The organism is Marinobacter sp. SS8-8, from assembly GCF_030540945.1.
GTDB lineage: Bacteria > Pseudomonadota > Gammaproteobacteria > Pseudomonadales > Oleiphilaceae > Marinobacter.
Genome location: NZ_JASSVN010000015.1, coordinates 1 through 16462, shown reverse-complemented (window position 1 = coordinate 16462; position 16462 = coordinate 1). Strand labels below are relative to the sequence as shown.

16 protein-coding genes are annotated in these 16462 nt (G+C 60.6%); 15 read left to right on the top strand and 1 reads right to left on the bottom strand.

Features of this window, described 5'->3' with window-relative positions; translation table 11 throughout:
- The first annotated feature begins 1 nt into the window (after position 1).
- Both QPL96_RS14455 and QPL96_RS14450 read left to right on the top strand, forming a co-directional pair.
- Positions 2-1738 carry a SulP family inorganic anion transporter gene (locus tag QPL96_RS14455; protein WP_303288022.1) on the top strand — a complete coding sequence of 579 codons (1737 nt, stop codon included), beginning with the start codon at positions 2-4 and terminating at the stop codon, positions 1736-1738.
- A gap of 78 nt (positions 1739-1816) precedes the next feature.
- A complete protein-coding gene (locus QPL96_RS14450) occupies positions 1817-2476 on the top strand; it encodes an energy-coupling factor ABC transporter permease (protein WP_303288021.1) in 660 nt (219 codons plus the stop codon).
- 12 nt (positions 2477-2488) lie between these two features.
- On the opposite strand, the gene QPL96_RS14445 is transcribed toward QPL96_RS14450, so the two are convergent.
- A complete protein-coding gene (locus QPL96_RS14445; RefSeq protein ID WP_303288020.1) occupies positions 2489-4621 on the bottom strand; it encodes a GGDEF and EAL domain-containing protein in 2133 nt (710 codons plus the stop codon).
- Between the two features lie 479 nt (positions 4622-5100).
- Between QPL96_RS14445 and QPL96_RS14440 the strand changes: the two genes are divergently transcribed.
- From QPL96_RS14440 to QPL96_RS14380, 13 genes are read left to right on the top strand one after another with little or no spacing between them, the layout of a single operon-like run.
- A complete protein-coding gene (locus QPL96_RS14440) occupies positions 5101-6549 on the top strand; it encodes a YfcC family protein (protein ID WP_303288019.1) in 1449 nt (482 codons plus the stop codon).
- A 26-nt stretch (positions 6550-6575) separates the two neighbouring features.
- Complete coding sequence (locus tag QPL96_RS14435) at positions 6576-7805, top strand: arginine deiminase (protein ID WP_303288018.1); 1230 nt, start codon at positions 6576-6578, stop codon at positions 7803-7805.
- A gap of 18 nt (positions 7806-7823) precedes the next feature.
- Entirely contained in the window at positions 7824-8825 is a 1002-nt protein-coding gene (locus QPL96_RS14430) for an ornithine carbamoyltransferase (protein ID WP_303288017.1), read from the top strand.
- A gap of 1 nt (position 8826) precedes the next feature.
- Complete coding sequence (gene arcC, locus QPL96_RS14425; protein WP_303288016.1) at positions 8827-9735, top strand: carbamate kinase; 909 nt, start codon at positions 8827-8829, stop codon at positions 9733-9735.
- 12 nt (positions 9736-9747) lie between these two features.
- Entirely contained in the window at positions 9748-11142 is a 1395-nt protein-coding gene (gene atpD / locus QPL96_RS14420; protein WP_303288015.1) for a F0F1 ATP synthase subunit beta, read from the top strand.
- Positions 11139-11549, top strand: a complete 411-nt coding sequence (locus tag QPL96_RS14415) for an ATPase (RefSeq protein WP_303288014.1) — start codon at positions 11139-11141, stop codon at positions 11547-11549. The genes atpD and QPL96_RS14415 overlap by 4 nt, the downstream gene beginning before the upstream one ends.
- Entirely contained in the window at positions 11546-11854 is a 309-nt protein-coding gene (locus QPL96_RS14410; protein ID WP_303288013.1) for an AtpZ/AtpI family protein, read from the top strand. The genes QPL96_RS14415 and QPL96_RS14410 overlap by 4 nt, the downstream gene beginning before the upstream one ends.
- Entirely contained in the window at positions 11841-12137 is a 297-nt protein-coding gene (locus QPL96_RS14405; RefSeq protein WP_303288012.1) for an ATP synthase subunit I, read from the top strand. Before QPL96_RS14410 ends, QPL96_RS14405 begins: the two co-directional genes overlap by 14 nt.
- A complete protein-coding gene (locus tag QPL96_RS14400) occupies positions 12137-12832 on the top strand; it encodes a F0F1 ATP synthase subunit A (RefSeq protein WP_303288011.1) in 696 nt (231 codons plus the stop codon). Before QPL96_RS14405 ends, QPL96_RS14400 begins: the two co-directional genes overlap by 1 nt.
- Positions 12829-13116, top strand: a complete 288-nt coding sequence (locus QPL96_RS14395) for a F0F1 ATP synthase subunit C (protein ID WP_303288010.1) — start codon at positions 12829-12831, stop codon at positions 13114-13116. Before QPL96_RS14400 ends, QPL96_RS14395 begins: the two co-directional genes overlap by 4 nt.
- Positions 13117-13119: 3 nt before the next feature.
- Positions 13120-13887 (top strand): F0F1 ATP synthase subunit B, encoded by a 768-nt coding sequence (locus tag QPL96_RS14390; RefSeq protein ID WP_303288009.1) that lies wholly within the window; start codon positions 13120-13122, stop codon positions 13885-13887.
- Complete coding sequence (locus tag QPL96_RS14385) at positions 13880-15415, top strand: F0F1 ATP synthase subunit alpha (RefSeq protein ID WP_303288008.1); 1536 nt, start codon at positions 13880-13882, stop codon at positions 15413-15415. The genes QPL96_RS14390 and QPL96_RS14385 overlap by 8 nt, the downstream gene beginning before the upstream one ends.
- Complete coding sequence (locus tag QPL96_RS14380) at positions 15399-16289, top strand: F0F1 ATP synthase subunit gamma (protein ID WP_303288007.1); 891 nt, start codon at positions 15399-15401, stop codon at positions 16287-16289. The genes QPL96_RS14385 and QPL96_RS14380 overlap by 17 nt, the downstream gene beginning before the upstream one ends.
- The last annotated feature ends 173 nt before the right edge of the window (positions 16290-16462 follow it).

Genomic DNA, 16462 nt, shown 5'->3' with positions numbered 1-16462 from the left:
GATGAATCTTAAACGCTACCTGCCCATTCTTGACTGGGCGCCACAGTACAGGCGCAATCAGGCCACCCGTGATCTGGTGGCCGCGGTCATCGTGACCGTGATGCTGATTCCCCAGTCTCTGGCTTACGCCTTGCTGGCAGGCCTGCCTGCCCAGGTGGGGCTGTACGCCAGTATCCTGCCGCTGGTGATCTATGCCGTGTTCGGCACCAGCCGCACCTTGTCCGTAGGACCGGTGGCGGTGGTGTCCCTGATGACCGCGGCCGCGCTGGCGCCGCTGGCGGAAGCCGGCACTCCGGAATACGTTTCCGGAGCGATTCTGCTGGCGGTGATGTCAGGCCTGATACTGACCCTAATGGGTATTTTCAGGCTGGGCTTCCTCGTCAATTTCCTCAGTCACCCGGTGGTTTCTGGCTTTGTTACTGCCTCCGGTATTGTTATTGCGGCCAGCCAGCTCAAGCATATTTTCGGGATTCAGGCTTCTGGCCATAATCTGCTGGAGATCGGCCAGTCGCTGCTGCTGACAATAGACGACACCAACCTGGCAACACTGGCCATTGGCATCGGGGTGCTGCTGTTCCTGATGCTCGCCCGTAAGCACCTGAAACCGTTTCTGATGGCTGTGGGGCTGGCGCCAAGATCGGCGGACATCCTGGCCAAGAGCGCACCGATTGTGGCGATTCTGGCCACCACCCTGGTGGCCTGGCAGTTCCAGTTGGATGACCGGGGCGTGCGACTGGTGGGCAATGTTCCCCGGGGGTTGCCGGAGCTGGCCTTGCCCAGTCTGGACATGGGGCTGTGGCAGCAGTTGGCGGTCAGTGCCCTGCTGATCAGTGTGGTCGGTTTCGTGGAATCGGTATCCGTCGGTCAGACTTTGGCCGCCAAGCGCCGCCAGAGAATCGATCCGGACCAGGAGCTGATTGGCCTGGGTACTGCCAACCTGGGTGCCGGCTTTTCCGGCGGCATGCCGGTAACCGGCGGTTTCTCCCGCTCGGTGGTCAACTTTGATGCCGGTGCCGAAACTCCGGCCGCGGGCGCCTATGCGGCGGTGGGCATTGCCCTGGCAACGCTGTTACTGACGCCGGCGATTGCGTATCTGCCCCAGGCGACCCTGGCGGCAACCATTATTGTGGCTGTCGCCACTCTGATCGACTTTCCGGCCCTGGGCCGCACCTGGCGTTATTCCCGTACGGATTTCGGTGCCATGCTTGCCACTATCGTACTGACACTGGTGCACAGTGTGGAGGCGGGCCTCATCGCGGGTGTGGCCCTGTCCATCGGGTTGTTCCTGTATCGCACCAGCCGTCCTCACAGCGCGGTGGTTGGCCGGGTGCCCGGTACCGAGCACTTTCGCAATGTGCTCCGCCACGACGTGGAGCTGTGCCCCAAGGTCACCTTCCTGAGAGTGGATGAGAGCCTCTACTTCGCCAACGCCCGTTTCCTGGAGGAAACCGTGATGGATATGTTGACCCGGGAACCGGAACTGAAAGACCTGGTGCTGGTGTGTCCGGCGGTTAACCTGGTGGATGCCTCGGCGCTGGAAAGCCTTGAAACCATCAATGAGCGCCTGAAGGATGCCGGGGTCCGGTTGCATCTCTCCGAGGTGAAAGGGCCGGTGATGGACAGGCTGAAGGGAACGGAGCTGCTTTCCCACCTGGGCGGCGAGGTGTACCTGAGCACCTTTGAGGCCTGGCAGCGCCTGACCGACCCTGGCAAGCTTGAAAAACCGGTCGCCTGGTGAATCAAGGTCCGCTTGCGCCGGGGGTGGGGCGGGCCGTTATGATGTCATTTCCGACCTGGTTTCTGCGGTATTTTCGCCATGGGCATGACTGAAAACCTGCTAACGACCAGCCAGTGGGTCGTCACCCTTCTGCTTTTCCTGATGATTCTGGTCCAGGCAGCACGTTCGATTGACTGGCAGGCGTTCCGAAAGGATAGTGCGCTCCAGCATTCGTTTTTCGGGGCAGCCGTGGTGCTGGGGTTTGTCTGGCAACTGCGGGCGGGGATTTCTCCGGGCCTGGCCATCCATATTTTCGGTATCACCGCTTTAACGTTGATGCTGGGGTGGGCTCTGGCGGTTCTTTCGGGGCTGCTGGCCCTGGTGATCACCGTGATTACCGGCCGCGAGCCGTTGCTGATGTTCGCCGCCAACGGCCTGGTTACGGTGATGGTGCCGGCGCTTGTCAGCCACTGGATCATGCGCTGGGAGCGTCGGCGGGATTTCCGGAACTTCTTCGCCTACCTCTTTTTCTGCGGCTTTTTCGGTGCCGGCATTTCGGTGGCGGCTGCCGGTATTGTCATGTGCCTGATGCTATGGACCAGCGGCGTCTATGCCTTTGATGAGCTGGTGCATGAATACCTGCGCTATCTGCCTCTGTTCATGATTCCGGAGGGCTTTGTGAATGGCACTGTGGTGACCGGGCTGATGGTGTTTCACCCGGACCGGCTGACAACACTGGATCAGAGACGTTACCGATAAGGCCGTTCCGGTTCAGAGGTCTTTGCCGGAAGCCAGAACCGGATTGAGCGCACCCCCGTGGTTGCCAGACTTCACCCGTTCCTGCCACTGGCGTGCCCAGCCCAGAACCTCCCCTGCGGGCATCGGGCGGGCGATACCATAGCCCTGAACAAAGTTACAACCCATCTGCTGCAGTGCCCGGGCGTGTTCCACGGTTTCCGCGCCTTCAGCGAGTACCGGGTGGGCAAACCGCTGGGCCAGGAATATCACGCTCTCCACAATGGCGTGGTCGCTGGCATCCTCAAGCATGTTCCGCACAAAACTCTGATCAATCTTGATAACGTCCACCGGCAGCGTACGCAGGTAGGTGAGCGATGAAAATCCGGTGCCGAAGTCGTCCAGGGCCACCCGCAGGCCGAGTTTCCGGCACCGAGTGAGGACATTGCTGGCCCGTTTGGTATCCTCAAGGGCCGTTGTTTCCAGTACTTCCAGGGTAATCTGTGCCGGATCGAGGTCAGGGTGGCTGTGAAGGTAGCTTTCCAGATAGTCGACAAAGCTCCTGTCCATCAGGTGCGCTGCGCTGATGTTGATGCTGATGGCGAGGTTCTCACCGGCCTCCCTCCAGACGTTCATCCGGTGGATGGCCTCTTTCAGCACCCACTGGCCCAAGGGGGGGTCCAGGTGGCTGTTTTCCACAACGGGAAGAAACTCACCCGGAAAAACCAGGCCCTTTTCCGGGTGGTTCCAGCGGATCAGCGCCTCGAAGCCAAGCAACTGGCAGTCGGTAACCCGGACCTGGGGCTGGAAAAAGAGCTCAAATTCCTCATTTTCGAGCGCCCGGCTGATTTCCATCAGCTGATCCCGGCGATTCCGGCGATGCTCATCAAGGCCGGGGTCGAAAAAGTGGTACTGGTTACGGCCCTTTTCTTTCGCTGAGTACATAGCCTGGTCGGCATGGCGGATCAGACCTTCGGCGTCTGCCCCGTCTTCCGGGTAGCGGGTAATGCCGAGGCTTGCCGTCAGGGTAACGCTCTGGTCGCCCACTGGCACAGGCTCGCCAACGGTGGCAAGAAGGCGCTGATAGACCGCGTCGTGGTCGTCATCACCCTGTAGCAGGAGGGCAAATTCGTCGCCACCGATCCTGGCCACCGTGTCGCCACTGCGCAATGATCGTGTCAGCCGCTCGGAAAGGGTTCGTAAGGTCTGATCGCCCGCCCGTTGCCCCAGCCTGTCATTGATGGCCTTGAAGCCGTCCAGATCGAGGTAGCATACCGACAGGCTGCGGTGTTGCCGGTCAGCGTGATCCCGGGCGGTACGCAGCCGCTCCTCAAGCAGCTGGCGGTTCGGCAAGCCGGTCAGGTCGTCGTAGTTGGCCGCCCGGATCAGTTCCCTGGCGTGATTCTTGATCGCGGTGATGTCTGAAAACGCCGCGACATGGTAGTGCAGCGCGGGTTCTTCCAGATGTACGCGGCTGATGGCGAGCAGTTCAATGTATTCTTCCCCGTTTTTCCGGCGGTTCCAGATTTCACCACACCAGTGACCGGTTTTCTCGATTGATCGCCACATGGACTGGTAGTAGAGCGCCGAATGGCGCCCCGAACTGAGAATGGCGGGGTTGAGTCCCAGAACCTCGTTGCGGCTGTAGCCCGTGATCCGGGAAAATGCGGGATTCACATCCAGAATCCGGTTCGACTGATCGGTAATCAGAATGGCTTCGTGGCTGTGGTCAAAAACGCTGGCCGCAATACGCAGACTGCGTTCACTGTGTTTGCGGTCTGAAATATTGTTGTGGATGGCGATAAAGCCTTGGCCAACGTCCTGATCGGCACTGATTGGAACGCAATAGATATGAACCCAGTAAGGCTCACCGGTCTTGGTGTAGTGAAGGATATCCTCTTCAATAACCTCCGCCTGGCGCAGCTTCTGGTTGATGCGTTTCGCGGCCTTCGGGTCTGTGCCGGGCCCGTGCAGCACGTCTCCCGGGAAGCGCCCCTTAACCTCATCAAGGCGGTAACCCGTGTGCTTTTCAAAGCTGGGATTGACCCACTCGATACGCCCCGCGTTGTCCAGCATGACCAGAAGATTGGGCGTTATTGAGGCAATCAGGGCAAGCCGGCCGGGGTCGATATCTGGGTGCGGAGCGGTCGTAGTGGGGCGTCTGGCCATAAGAGCGGGTTCCGGGTTTTCGGCTGGTCAATGTTACGAACTCCCCTGCCTTTGAGACACTGTTGTAAGTGTAGCAGCTGAGCAAACATTTACTATTCGTAATATATTGCAGCCGCTCGTTGGCCGGGGCCGCCCGTGCCCGAATTCTCCGATCAGGTTTAATGGTCGGCGACAAGGCTACCGGAATAGCGCCGGAAAATCATTGATGAAGTGGGCGGTCAGAATTGACGCAGGTCAGTTTTCGATCAACGGCTTGTTCCTGAATATTCATGCAGTGTTTCCACGGTAACGTGCGGTGAGTCGGTTTTGGGTCCATTAAAATTTGCCCTGCCTCAATTTCCGATTTGACTTCATGAACTATGCTGTTGTGGTGCGGATCTGAACCCGTGGCGTGCAGCCGCATAAGGATGCGTTCAGCCCCCTCAAGGTTCCCGGAAGGGACCTGTCTGCATAATGCGATTAAGGACAGGAGACGCATCGTGACCGAAGACGAAAAGCCGCCAGAAAATCCCGAAAACGATCTTGCTTCGCGGTTTCCGACCGCTTATACCATTCTGTTTATCCTGATTATTTTTGTCGCCGCTTTGACCTGGATGATCCCGGCCGGACAGTATGATCGCGCCATGAATGAAGACGTCGGCCGCGAGGTGGCGGTGCCTGGCACCTACCAGACCGTTGACCCCAATCCCCAGGGCTTTGTTGATGTCATGCTGGCGCCGACGGCCGGTTTCTACGACCCCGACAGCTACGCGGCCAACGCCATCGATGTAGCCCTGTTCGTGCTGTTCCTGGGCGGTTTCCTGGGGGTAATGAACGCCACCGGCGCCATTGATACCGGCATTCGCAGTGCCATGCGTCATCTCGAGGGTCATGAGATCTGGATGGTTCCGATTCTGATGACCCTGTTTGCCGCTGGCGGTACCACCTATGGCATGGCCGAGGAGACCCTGGCGTTCTATGCCATTCTCATCCCGGTGATGATTGCCGCCGGCTATGACGCGGTCACCGGGGTGGCGATCATCCTGGTCGGCGCCGGGATTGGTGTGCTCGGCTCCACCATCAACCCGTTTGCCACGGTGATTGCCGCCAACGCCGCCGACATCCCCTTTACCGAGGGCATCGTCCTGCGCTTCGTGCTGCTGATCGGTGGCCTGCTGATCTGCTCGGCCTACGTCATGCGCTACGCCATGCGCGTCAAGGCCGACCCGTCCCGCTCGGTGGTGGCGAAACAGCGGGAGGCCCACCGCAAGCTGTTCCTGCAGGGGCATGAGGAAGAATTCAAGGATGCCACCCTGAACACTACCCAGATGATCGCCCTGGTGATCTTCGCGCTGACCTTTGTGGTGATGATCTGGGGTGTCGCTTCCCAGGGCTGGTGGATGGCCCGCATGGGCTCGCTGTTCTTTGGCTCGGCGATTCTGATCGGTCTCATTGCCCGTCTCGGCGAGAAGAAACTGACCGGCAGCTTTGTGGACGGCGCCCGCGACCTGCTGGGTGTCGCCCTGGTGGTCGGTCTGGCCCGGGGCATCGTGGTCATTATGGAGCAGGGCATGATTGCCGACACCATCCTCCACAGTGCCGAGAACTCCCTGGGTGGGCTACCGGAGCTGGCCTTTATCAACCTGATGTTCTGGATCGAAGTGGGCATGAGTTTCTTTGTGCCCTCATCCTCTGGCCTGGCGGTGCTGTCGATGCCGATTCTCGCGCCGCTGGCGGACTTTGCCAATGTCGGACGTGACCTGGTGGTCACCGCCTATCAGTCCGCCAATGGCCTGGTCAACCTGATTAACCCGACCTTCGCGGTGGTGGTTGGCGGGCTGGCCATCGGCCGGGTCTCCTATGACCGGTGGATCGCCTTTATCTGGCCGTTGCTGCTGATCCTGACGGTGTTCATCACCGTGGTCATCAGCGCCGCCACCCTCTTTTAATGCACTGGGCAGAGAAGGACTGAACCATGGCTGAACCAACACTGGGCGTGCATTCCGAAACCGGCACCCTGCGCCAGGTGATTGTCTGTCGCCCCGGGCTTGCCCATCGACGGCTGACCCCGTCCAACTGCGATGCGCTGTTGTTTGATGATGTGTTCTGGGTCAAACAGGCCCAGAAGGACCACGATGTGTTCTCCGGCCTGATGCGCGCCCGCGGCGTCGAGGTGCTGGATGTCAATGAACTGCTGGCGGAAACACTGGATATTGCCGAGGGCCGGGCCTGGATCCTGGATCATCGCATCAACTGGAATCAGATCGGTGTCGGCATGGTCTCCGACCTGCGTGCCTGGATGGATCAGTTGCCGGGGACGACACTGGCGGAATTCCTGATCGGCGGGCTGGAGGTGGGCGATCTGCCGTTCGATCCGGTGGGGCTGTTCGGCAACCACCTCGGGCGCTATGGCTTTGTGCTGCCGCCGTTACCGAACTTCCTGTTCACCCGGGACAACAGCGCCTGGATCTATGGTGGCGTGACCCTGAACCCCATGTACTGGCCGGCGCGCAAGCCGGAAACCCTGCTGATGGCGGGTATCTACCAATTCCACCCCAAATTCGCCGGCAAGGTCAACGTGCACTGGGGCGATCCGCTGCAGGATCACGGCCTGGCCACACTGGAGGGCGGGGATGTGATGCCGGTGGGCAATGGGGCCGTGCTGGTGGGTATGGGCGAGCGTTCGTCCCCCCAGGCCGTCGGTCAGCTGGCGAAGGCGCTGTTTGACAGCGGCACGGCCGATCAGGTGATCGCCTGCCAGATTCCCAAGACCCGCTCGGCGATGCACCTGGACACGGTGTTCACCTTCTGTGGCGGCAATGTGGTCACCACCTTCAAGGACGTGGCGGATGAAATGGTCTGTTACGACCTGCGCCCCGGGGAGGGCAAGAAGAACCTCGCCTTCCGCCAGGACCCCCGCCCGCTGTTCGAGGTAGTGGCCGATGTGCTGGGCTATCAGCGGCTGGAGATCGTGCCCACCGGCGGTGACAGCCCGGCGGAGCGGGAGCGCGAGCAGTGGAACGATGGCAACAACGTATTGGCGCTGAGCCCGGGGGTGGTCATTGGCTACGACCGCAACGACGATACCAACGCCGCCCTGGAGGCCGCCGGCATAGAGGTGCTGTCGATACCGGGGGCCGAGCTTGGCCGTGGCCGCGGTGGTGGCCGTTGTATGAGCTGCCCGACGATGCGCGACTCTGTTTAACCGGAAAGGACAACCGTTATGGCGTTTAACCTGAAAAACCGTCACTTCCTGACCCTGCGTGATTACACTCCGCGCGAAATCGGCTTTTTGCTCAAACTGGCGGCGGACCTGAAAACCGCGAAGTACGCCGGTACCGAGGTGCCGAGGCTGCAGGGCAAGGACATTGCCCTGATCTTCGAAAAAAACTCCACCCGTACCCGGGTTGGCTTCGAGGTGGCGGCCTTCGACCAGGGCGCCCGGGTCACCTATCTCGGGCCGACCGGCACCCACATCGGCCACAAGGAATCGGTCAAGGATACCGCGCGGGTGCTGGGCCGGGTTTACGATGCCATCGAGTACCGTGGCTTCGGCCAGGCGGTGGTGGAGGAGCTGGCGCAGTATGCCGGTGTACCGGTCTATAACGGCCTCACCAACGAGTTTCACCCCACCCAGATTCTTGCCGACTTCCTGACCATGCTGGAAAACGTCGAGAAACCGCTCCACGACGTGTCTTATGTTTTTCTCGGCGATGCCGCCAATAACATGGGCGACAGCCTGCTGATCGGCGGCGCCAAGATGGGGATGGACGTTCGCCTGTGCGCCCCGCAGGCCTGCTGGCCGAATCAGGCGGTGCAGGATGAGGCCAGGGCGCTGGCGGCAGAAACCGGAGCCCGTATCACGATCACGGAGGATATTGATGCCGCCGTTGCCGGTGTCGATTTCGTGTATACCGATGTCTGGGTCTCGATGGGTGAGCCAAAGGAAAAGTGGGCCGAGCGCATCAAGCTGCTGATGCGCTATCAGGTTAATGCAACCCTGATGGCAAAAACTGGCAATCCCCGGGTGCGGTTCATGCACTGTCTGCCGGCCTTTCACAACACCGAGACCGTGGTGGGCAAAGAGATTCAGGAAACCTATGGCATTGACGCCATGGAGGTGACCGAAGAAGTGTTTGAAAGCCCTGCCTCCATTGTTTTTGACCAGGCCGAGAACCGCATGCACACCATCAAGGCCGTCCTCGTGGCGACTCTGGGAGGCTGACATGCTGGTTGTGGCAGCACTGGGTGGCAACGCCCTTTTGAAACGCGGCGAGCCGCTGACCGCGGATATCCAGCGCAACAATGTGAGAACTGTGGCGCAGTCGCTGGCGGGCATCGTCCGGGCCGGACACGATTTGGTCATCACCCATGGCAATGGTCCACAGGTCGGGTTGCTGGCACTTCAGGGGGCGTCCTACAAGCCGGATGAGGCTTACCCGCTGGACGTTCTGGGCGCGGAAACCGAGGGTATGATCGGCTACATGATCGAACAGGAACTGGAGAATGCCCTGGGGCACGACCGGCCGGTCGCGACTCTGCTGACTCAAGTGGTGGTGGACCCGAAAGATCCGGCCTTTGCCAAACCGACCAAGTTTGTCGGGCCGGTGTATGAACGCTCTGAGGCCGAGCGCCGGGCAGCGGGCGCGGGCTGGAGTATTGCGCCGGACGGTGACCAGTGGCGACGGGTGGTGCCCTCCCCCAAACCCCTGGAAATACCGGATTTGCGAGTGTTGCAGCTGTTGCTGGAGCAGGGCGTGGTCGTGGTCTGCACCGGTGGCGGCGGAATACCGGTGCTGCGCCGGGAAGACGGCAGCATGATGGGCATTGAAGCGGTCATCGACAAGGACGCCGCCAGCGCGCTGCTGGCCAGACAACTGGGCGCGGATGCGCTGCTTCTGCTGACCGATGTGGATGCCGTCTACCGGGATTTTGGCACCGATCAGGCTGCGCCGGTTTCCGAACTGACGGTGGCCGAGGCGCGGGCATTGACTATGCCCGCCGGCTCCATGGGCCCCAAGCTCCTCGCCGCCTGCGAATTTGCGGAAACCGGAGGGCTCAGCGGCATTGGCCGGCTGCAGGATGCCGTTGCCATACTTGAAGGATCGGCAGGCACTCGCGTGTCTGCCGGCTAACCGGTTCCTGTTATGAGTCAGGACAAGCGGGAGGCGTTGCCGGGGCCGGGGCCTGTCACCGGTACCGTTGTTGCCATTCGGGGCGGTGTGGTAAGCGTCCGGTTTCCGGAGCCGGTACCCCACATTCGCGAGCTCCTGTATGCCGGCAGGATTGCTCTTGAGGTGGCCGCGCTCGAGGACAAGGGCGTGGTCCGTTGCATGGCACTGGCCCCGGTGAAGGGGCTGGGCCTGGGGATGCCGGTTCGGGCGACTGGTTCGTCGATCACCGTGCCGGTGGGTGATGCCATACTGGGTCGTATGCTGAATGTGTTTGGTGCGCCCGTGGATAACAAACCGGTCCCAGCCACCAGTGAGCGCCGCGCTATCCATCAGCCCCCGCCATTGCTCGAAGATCGTGTGGTCCGGAGCCAGATTCTGGAAACCGGCATCAAAGCCATTGATCTACTCTCCCCCATTGAGCGGGGCGGAAAAACCGGCCTGTTCGGCGGCGCCGGTGTGGGAAAGACGGTGCTGATTACCGAACTGATCCATAACACGGTTCAGCAACACAAGGGTGTCAGCCTGTTTTGCGGTATTGGCGAACGTTCCCGGGAGGCGGAAGAGCTCTACCGGGAAATGGGCGAGGCAGGTGTGCTTGATAAAACGGTCATGCTGTTCGGGCAGATGAACGAGGCTCCGGGTGTCCGGTATCTGATCGGCAAGACCGCGCTGACCATGGCGGAATATTTCCGTGACGAACAGCACCGGGATGTGCTGCTGCTGATCGACAACATTTTCCGCTTTGTCCAGGCGGGCTCGGAAGTCTCCGGGCTGCTGGGGCGGATGCCTTCGCGGGTTGGCTATCAACCGACACTGGCGACTGAGTTGGCCGAACTGGAGGAACGAATCACCTCGACCCACAGTGCCGCGATCACGTCGGTTCAGGCCGTTTATGTGCCGGCTGACGATTTTACCGACCCTGCTGCCGCCCATATTTTCTCTCATTTGTCCGGTTCCGTGGTGCTGTCACGAAAACGTGCCAGCGAAGGTTTGTACCCGGCAATAGATCCACTGGCCTCATCGTCGGTCATGCTCACGCCCTCTGTGGTGGGGCAAAGGCATTACGATATCGCCCGGGCGGTACGTCGCACCCTTGCCGAATACGAGGAACTGCGGGACATCATCGCCATGCTGGGCATTGAGGAGCTGTCGGCGGCGGATCGATCCACCGTTGCCCGTGCCCGCCGGCTGGAACGATTTCTGACCCAGCCGTTTTTCACCACGGCGGCGTTTACCGGCACCGAAGGCAAGCGTGTGACCATCGCCGAGACGCTCGAGGGCTGTGAAACCCTCCTGGAGCAGACGGACTTCGAGCAGAGCGAAAGTGAGTACTACATGATTGGCGCACTGCCTGAGGTGAAGGCATGACAATGGCGACGGAGATGGAAGTGTGCCTCAGGCTGCCGACCCGGGTCCTTTATCAGGGCCTGGCCCAAAAGCTGTTCGCCGTGGCGGAAAACGGAGCCTTCGGAATGCTGCCCAATCACATTGATTTTGTCACCTCACTGGTGCCGTCGGTGCTGATCCTGACCCTGGCGAATGGCAGTGAGCAGATTTTCGGCATCGACGAGGGCATTCTGGTGAAACACGGCCACCAGGTCGATATCGCGATCCGGCGGGGTGTCCCGGGTGAGGATCTGGACTCGTTGCAGGAGAGCGTCCGGAAGAACTTTATTGAGGTGGACGAAGACGAACGTGTTGCCCGATCCGCGCTGTCCCGGCTGGAGGCCGGCATGGTGCGCCGGTTTGCCGATCTCCAGCGGCCCAAGCCATGAGCCAGCGGCGCGGATCTCCGGAGGACGATATTGGCCGCCGGGCGCAGCGCATGAAACAAGCCCGTGAGAGGCCTGGCCTGAGCCCCCTGCGCGGTTTGGGCGCCTTCGGCATGATCGGTTGGTCGATTTCGGTTCCGACCGTTGGCGGCGCCTTTCTGGGGCTCTGGCTGGATCGCAACCTGCCCCAGGGTTTTTCCTGGGTCATTGCCCTGATTCTGGGGGGCGTCGTCCTGGGTGGTTTTATTGCCTGGGCCTGGATCAGTAGAGAAAGCAGGGAAGAGGAGGATGACAATGGTGACCATTGACTGGCCAGGTGCGCTGATGGGCTTTGGTGTCGGTGTGGCGATGAGCGCTCTGTATTTTGGGGGCCTGGCGGTGACTGTGCGTGTGGCGCTGCGTTCATCCCGTCCCAATGCCATGCTTCTGCCCAGCGCCCTCGCCCGCATCGCACTGCTGCTGGCTGTTGGGTGGCTGGTTTCCGGCGGGGCGACTCGGGTCTGGGCCTTTGCCGGCTATGGGTTGGCCTTTTTCCTGGTGCGCTTCCTGGCCACCATGCTTGCGCGCGCGCCGCGCCCGGAGGATGTCTGATGGAACTGACCCCTGATGAAACAACACTGTTCACGGTCTGGGGCATTGGTATCAATGAGACCATTACCAATACCTGGATCGTCATGATCGTGCTGACAGTCGTTTCCATTCTGGTTACCCGGAAATTGCGGCCGGATGTCCCGCCCAATCGCTGGCGGACCGCCCTCGAAGTGATTGTGACAGCGATCCAGAGCCAGATTGAGGAAATCTCACCACGCGCCTCGCGCCACGTGCTTTATTTTTCCGGAACACTGTTTCTGTTTATCGCATTGTCAAATCTGCTGCTGGTTGTGCCGGGCTTCACGCCGCCCACTTCCTCGCTCTCCACCACCGCTGCCCTGGCTTTCTCGGTACTGATTGCAGTGCCGCTGTTCGGGATTACCCGGCAGGGGATCGGTGGTTATCTGAAAACCTACGTTCAGCCATCCGTTGTTATGTTGCCATTCAATATCATCAGCGAGTTCTCGCGCGGTATCTCCCTGGCCATCCGTCTGTATGGCAACGTTATGAGCGGTGCGGTTATCGCAGGCATTCTGCTGGGTGTTGCGCCGTTCTTTTTTCCCGTGGTCATGGACGTGCTCGGGTTGCTGACGGGCCTTATCCAGGCCTATATATTTGCCATTCTGGCGACGGTTTATATCTCATCGGCGACAGCTACCGCTGGAAAGCCCCTGAGCAAGGAGAAAGACAAATGACTGATTTTGCGCTTATTGCCGCGGTCTCGATTCTGACCGCTGGCCTGTCCGTGTCTTTTGGTGCAGTAGGCCCGGCTCTCGGGGAAGGCAGGGCCGCAGCCGCGGCCCTTGCCGCCATTGCCCAGCAGCCGGATTCGGCATCGACACTTTCGCGGACCCTGTTTGTCAGCCTGGCCATGATCGAGTCCACGGCAATCTACTGTTTCGTTGTGGCGATGATCGTTCTGTTTGCCAATCCCTTCTGGGATCAGGCTCTGCAGGCCGCCCAGTCGGCCGCGGGTTGAACCATGTCGGTTGACTGGGTCACCGTCGCTGCCCAGATTGGCAACTTTCTGGTGCTGGTCTGGCTGCTCAAACGCTTTCTGTACAAGCCCATTCTGAACGGTATTGATGCCCGTGAGGCTGAAATCGCAACGCGCATGGGTGAGGCGGAGGTTGCCCAGAAGAAGGCCACCGCAGCCGAAGCCGCGTTTATTGAGCAGAAGCAGAAATTACTGGCCGATAACTCCGTTCATGCGGAGCGGATTCGCGAGCAGGCGGAACACGAGAAAGACGCCCTGCTGGCCGACACTCGCAAGAACCTGGAACGCGAAAAACAGGATTGGCAGGCGCATCTGGAGGCGGAACAGGAAAGGTTCACCAGAGAGCTGCATCTCGCCAGCGCCGAAGTTCTCTATCAGTTGGTTCGGCGGGCACTGCGCGATCTGGCGGATGAGGACCTGGAGGAGCACATTGCCCTCAATGTGATCAGCAAACTTGAGCCCTTGGCGCAGGAGCTTGCCTCCGCCGCCGACCATTCTGAACAGGCCATTGCCACAACCCATTCTCCGCTTCCGGAGCATACGCAGAAAAAAATGAAGGCGGCGTTGGAACGATTGGCCCCCGGTCTTGCCCTGAGTTTTGCCACGGATGCCCGTCAGGCGCCAGGCCTGATTCTGCGTATTGGCAGTGTTCAGGTAGCCTGGACGATCGACAGTTACACCGATGAGCTGATTGGTCTGCTGACAGACCGGCTGGCTGCAGGTGGGTCCGGCAGGGTAAACAATCATGGCTGAAGAACCGGAGCAAAACCCGGCGAAGATGTTTATTGATGCCCTGCTGGACACCCCGACTCCGTCACCGTCGTTGACGGAAGTAGGCACCGTTACCGAGGTGGGTGATGGCGTTGCGGTGGTCTCTGGCCTGGCCCGGGTCCTGGCGGATGAGTTACTGGTGTTTGCGTCCGGTGTCCGGGGTGTTGTGCTGGATCTGGAGCCAGACCGGCTGGGCGTCATCCTGCTCGGTCCCTCGGAGCAGGTTACCTTCGGGGAGGATGTCTGGCGTACTCATAAAGTGTTTGGTGTGCCGGTCGGACCGGGCCTGATCGGTCGTATTGTCGACGCCACCGGAGAACCCCGGGACGGAAAAGGCGCGGTGGCATCGACCGCGGAAAGGCCGGTGGAGGCCAACGCGCCGGGCATACTGAGTCGTGCCCCGGTCACCCGGCCCCTGGCCACCGGCATCAAGGCCATTGATGGCGCGGTGCCTGTTGGGCTGGGCCAGCGGGAGTTGATCATCGGTGACCGACAGACCGGCAAAACGTCCATTGCTGTCGATACCATTCTTAACCAGGCCCGCACCAACGTTCTCAGCATCTATTGCGCCATCGGCCAGCGCGGAGATGCCGTTGCCAGGGTCATTGAAACCCTGCGGCAAAGCGGTCAGATCGCGAACACCATCGTGGTTTCTGCCGGCGATGAGGACACGCCGGGCCTCGCCTACATCGCGCCGTATGCGGCGATGACCATGGCTGAATACTTTTCAAATCAGGGGCGGGATGTGCTGGTTGTTCTCGACGACCTGACGCACCATGCCCGCTCCTATCGCGAGCTGTCCCTGCTACTGCGCCGCCCGCCGGGTCGGGAAGCCTTTCCGGGTGACATATTCTATGTCCACGCCAGGCTGCTCGAACGGGCCGGCCAGTTCACGCCGGAAGCCGGGGGTGGCTCCATCACGGCGCTGCCCATTGTCGAAACCCAGGCGGAAAATCTGTCTGCTTACATTCCGACCAATCTTATTTCGATTACCGACGGACAGATCTATCTCTCGCCGCGGCTGGTGCGAAAAAACCAGTTTCCCGCGGTGGATATCGGGTTATCGGTATCGCGGGTAGGGGGTAAGGCCCAGCACCGGGCATTCCGGGATGTGGCGGGCAACCTGCGCGTCACCCTGTCCCAGTTTGAGGAACTGGAGGATTTTGCCCGTTTTGGTACGCGCCTGGATGATAACACCCGGGCCCGCCTGAGCCGGGGGGCCGCCGTGCGTGCCGCATTGCGCCAGCCGGAACAGGACCCGGTTCCCGCCGCCGAGCAGCTTCTGGTGCTGATGGCCGCGATGGAAGGACTGCTCGACGGACTGCCCGAAGCCGCCATTGCCGAGGCCATGACCAGGGTGCGCAAAGGCGTTGGAGACGCCCTGGAAGACGTTGCCAAGAGTATCAGGCAAAACCGCCCTCTGGGCGGCGATGGAAAGGCAACCCTCCTGCGGGTGGCCCGAACGGTCATGAAGTTGCCTGGAGGCGATGGCCATGGCGCAGACGCTTGAAGCCCTGTCCCGGCGCACGGAAACGCTGACCAGTATTCGCGGCATTGTTCACACCATGAAAACCATGTCGGCGATCAACGCGGTGCCCTATGAACATGCCGCCCGATCCATCGAGTCCTATCACCAGACCGTGCTCAGCGGTCTCCGGGCATTTGTTGCCAAAACCGGACCCATTTCGATGCCTGTCGTCGTGCAGCCTGAACAGATTCTGGTGGTGTTCGGCTCTGATCATGGCCTGTGTGGCAATTACAACGAGGTGCTTGCCGAGCTGGCAAGGAGCGAGTCTTCGAAGGTGGATGGCCGTGCCCGGGTGTTGTGCGTTGGCGCCCGCATGAGTGATGCCCTCAGCGATCAGGGGCTCGGCCCGGAAGTGACCTTCCTGCCGCCAGCTTCGGCCGATGGCATCGGGCGCCTGGCAAGCGACATAGTGACCCGACTGGACGACATCGGCGCCGGTGACGTGCATAACCGGATTGCCGTGAACCTGGCGTTCACCCGGCGGGCAGGCAAGGGGCAGCACGAACCGGTCGTAAGCCCGTTGTTGCCCTTGCCACTTTCGCTGCTGTCGGATCCCGGCAGGGCTGGCTGGCAATCCCGGTCCCTCCCCGACTACACGATGCCGGCGATGCCGCTGCTTGCCGCGCTGCTTCGTAACCATATCTTTGCCAGCGTTTTTCAGGCATCGGCGGAAGCGATGGTCACCGAGAACGCGGCCAGGCTGGCACTGATGCAGCAGGCGGAACAGGCGGTCGATGATCGCCTTGAGGAGGTTGGAGGGCAATTCAGGCGGGTGCGCCAGGATGAGATTACCAACGAACTCATGGACATCATCATTGGTTTTGAGGCGCTGAAAAAGAAACCATCAGCGTTATGAGCAGCCTGTGCATGTTTTCAGGGAAGAATTGCTGATAGCCTTGGCTTATTAACTAGTTTCCGTCCATAAACGGCGTGTTTTCAAGGTGACCCACCCAGCCAGGTGAGTCAATTTGTCTATTTTCGCCGACTTTATGCCGACTGCATCGCAGTTTGCAGGCCTGCGTCACCCTT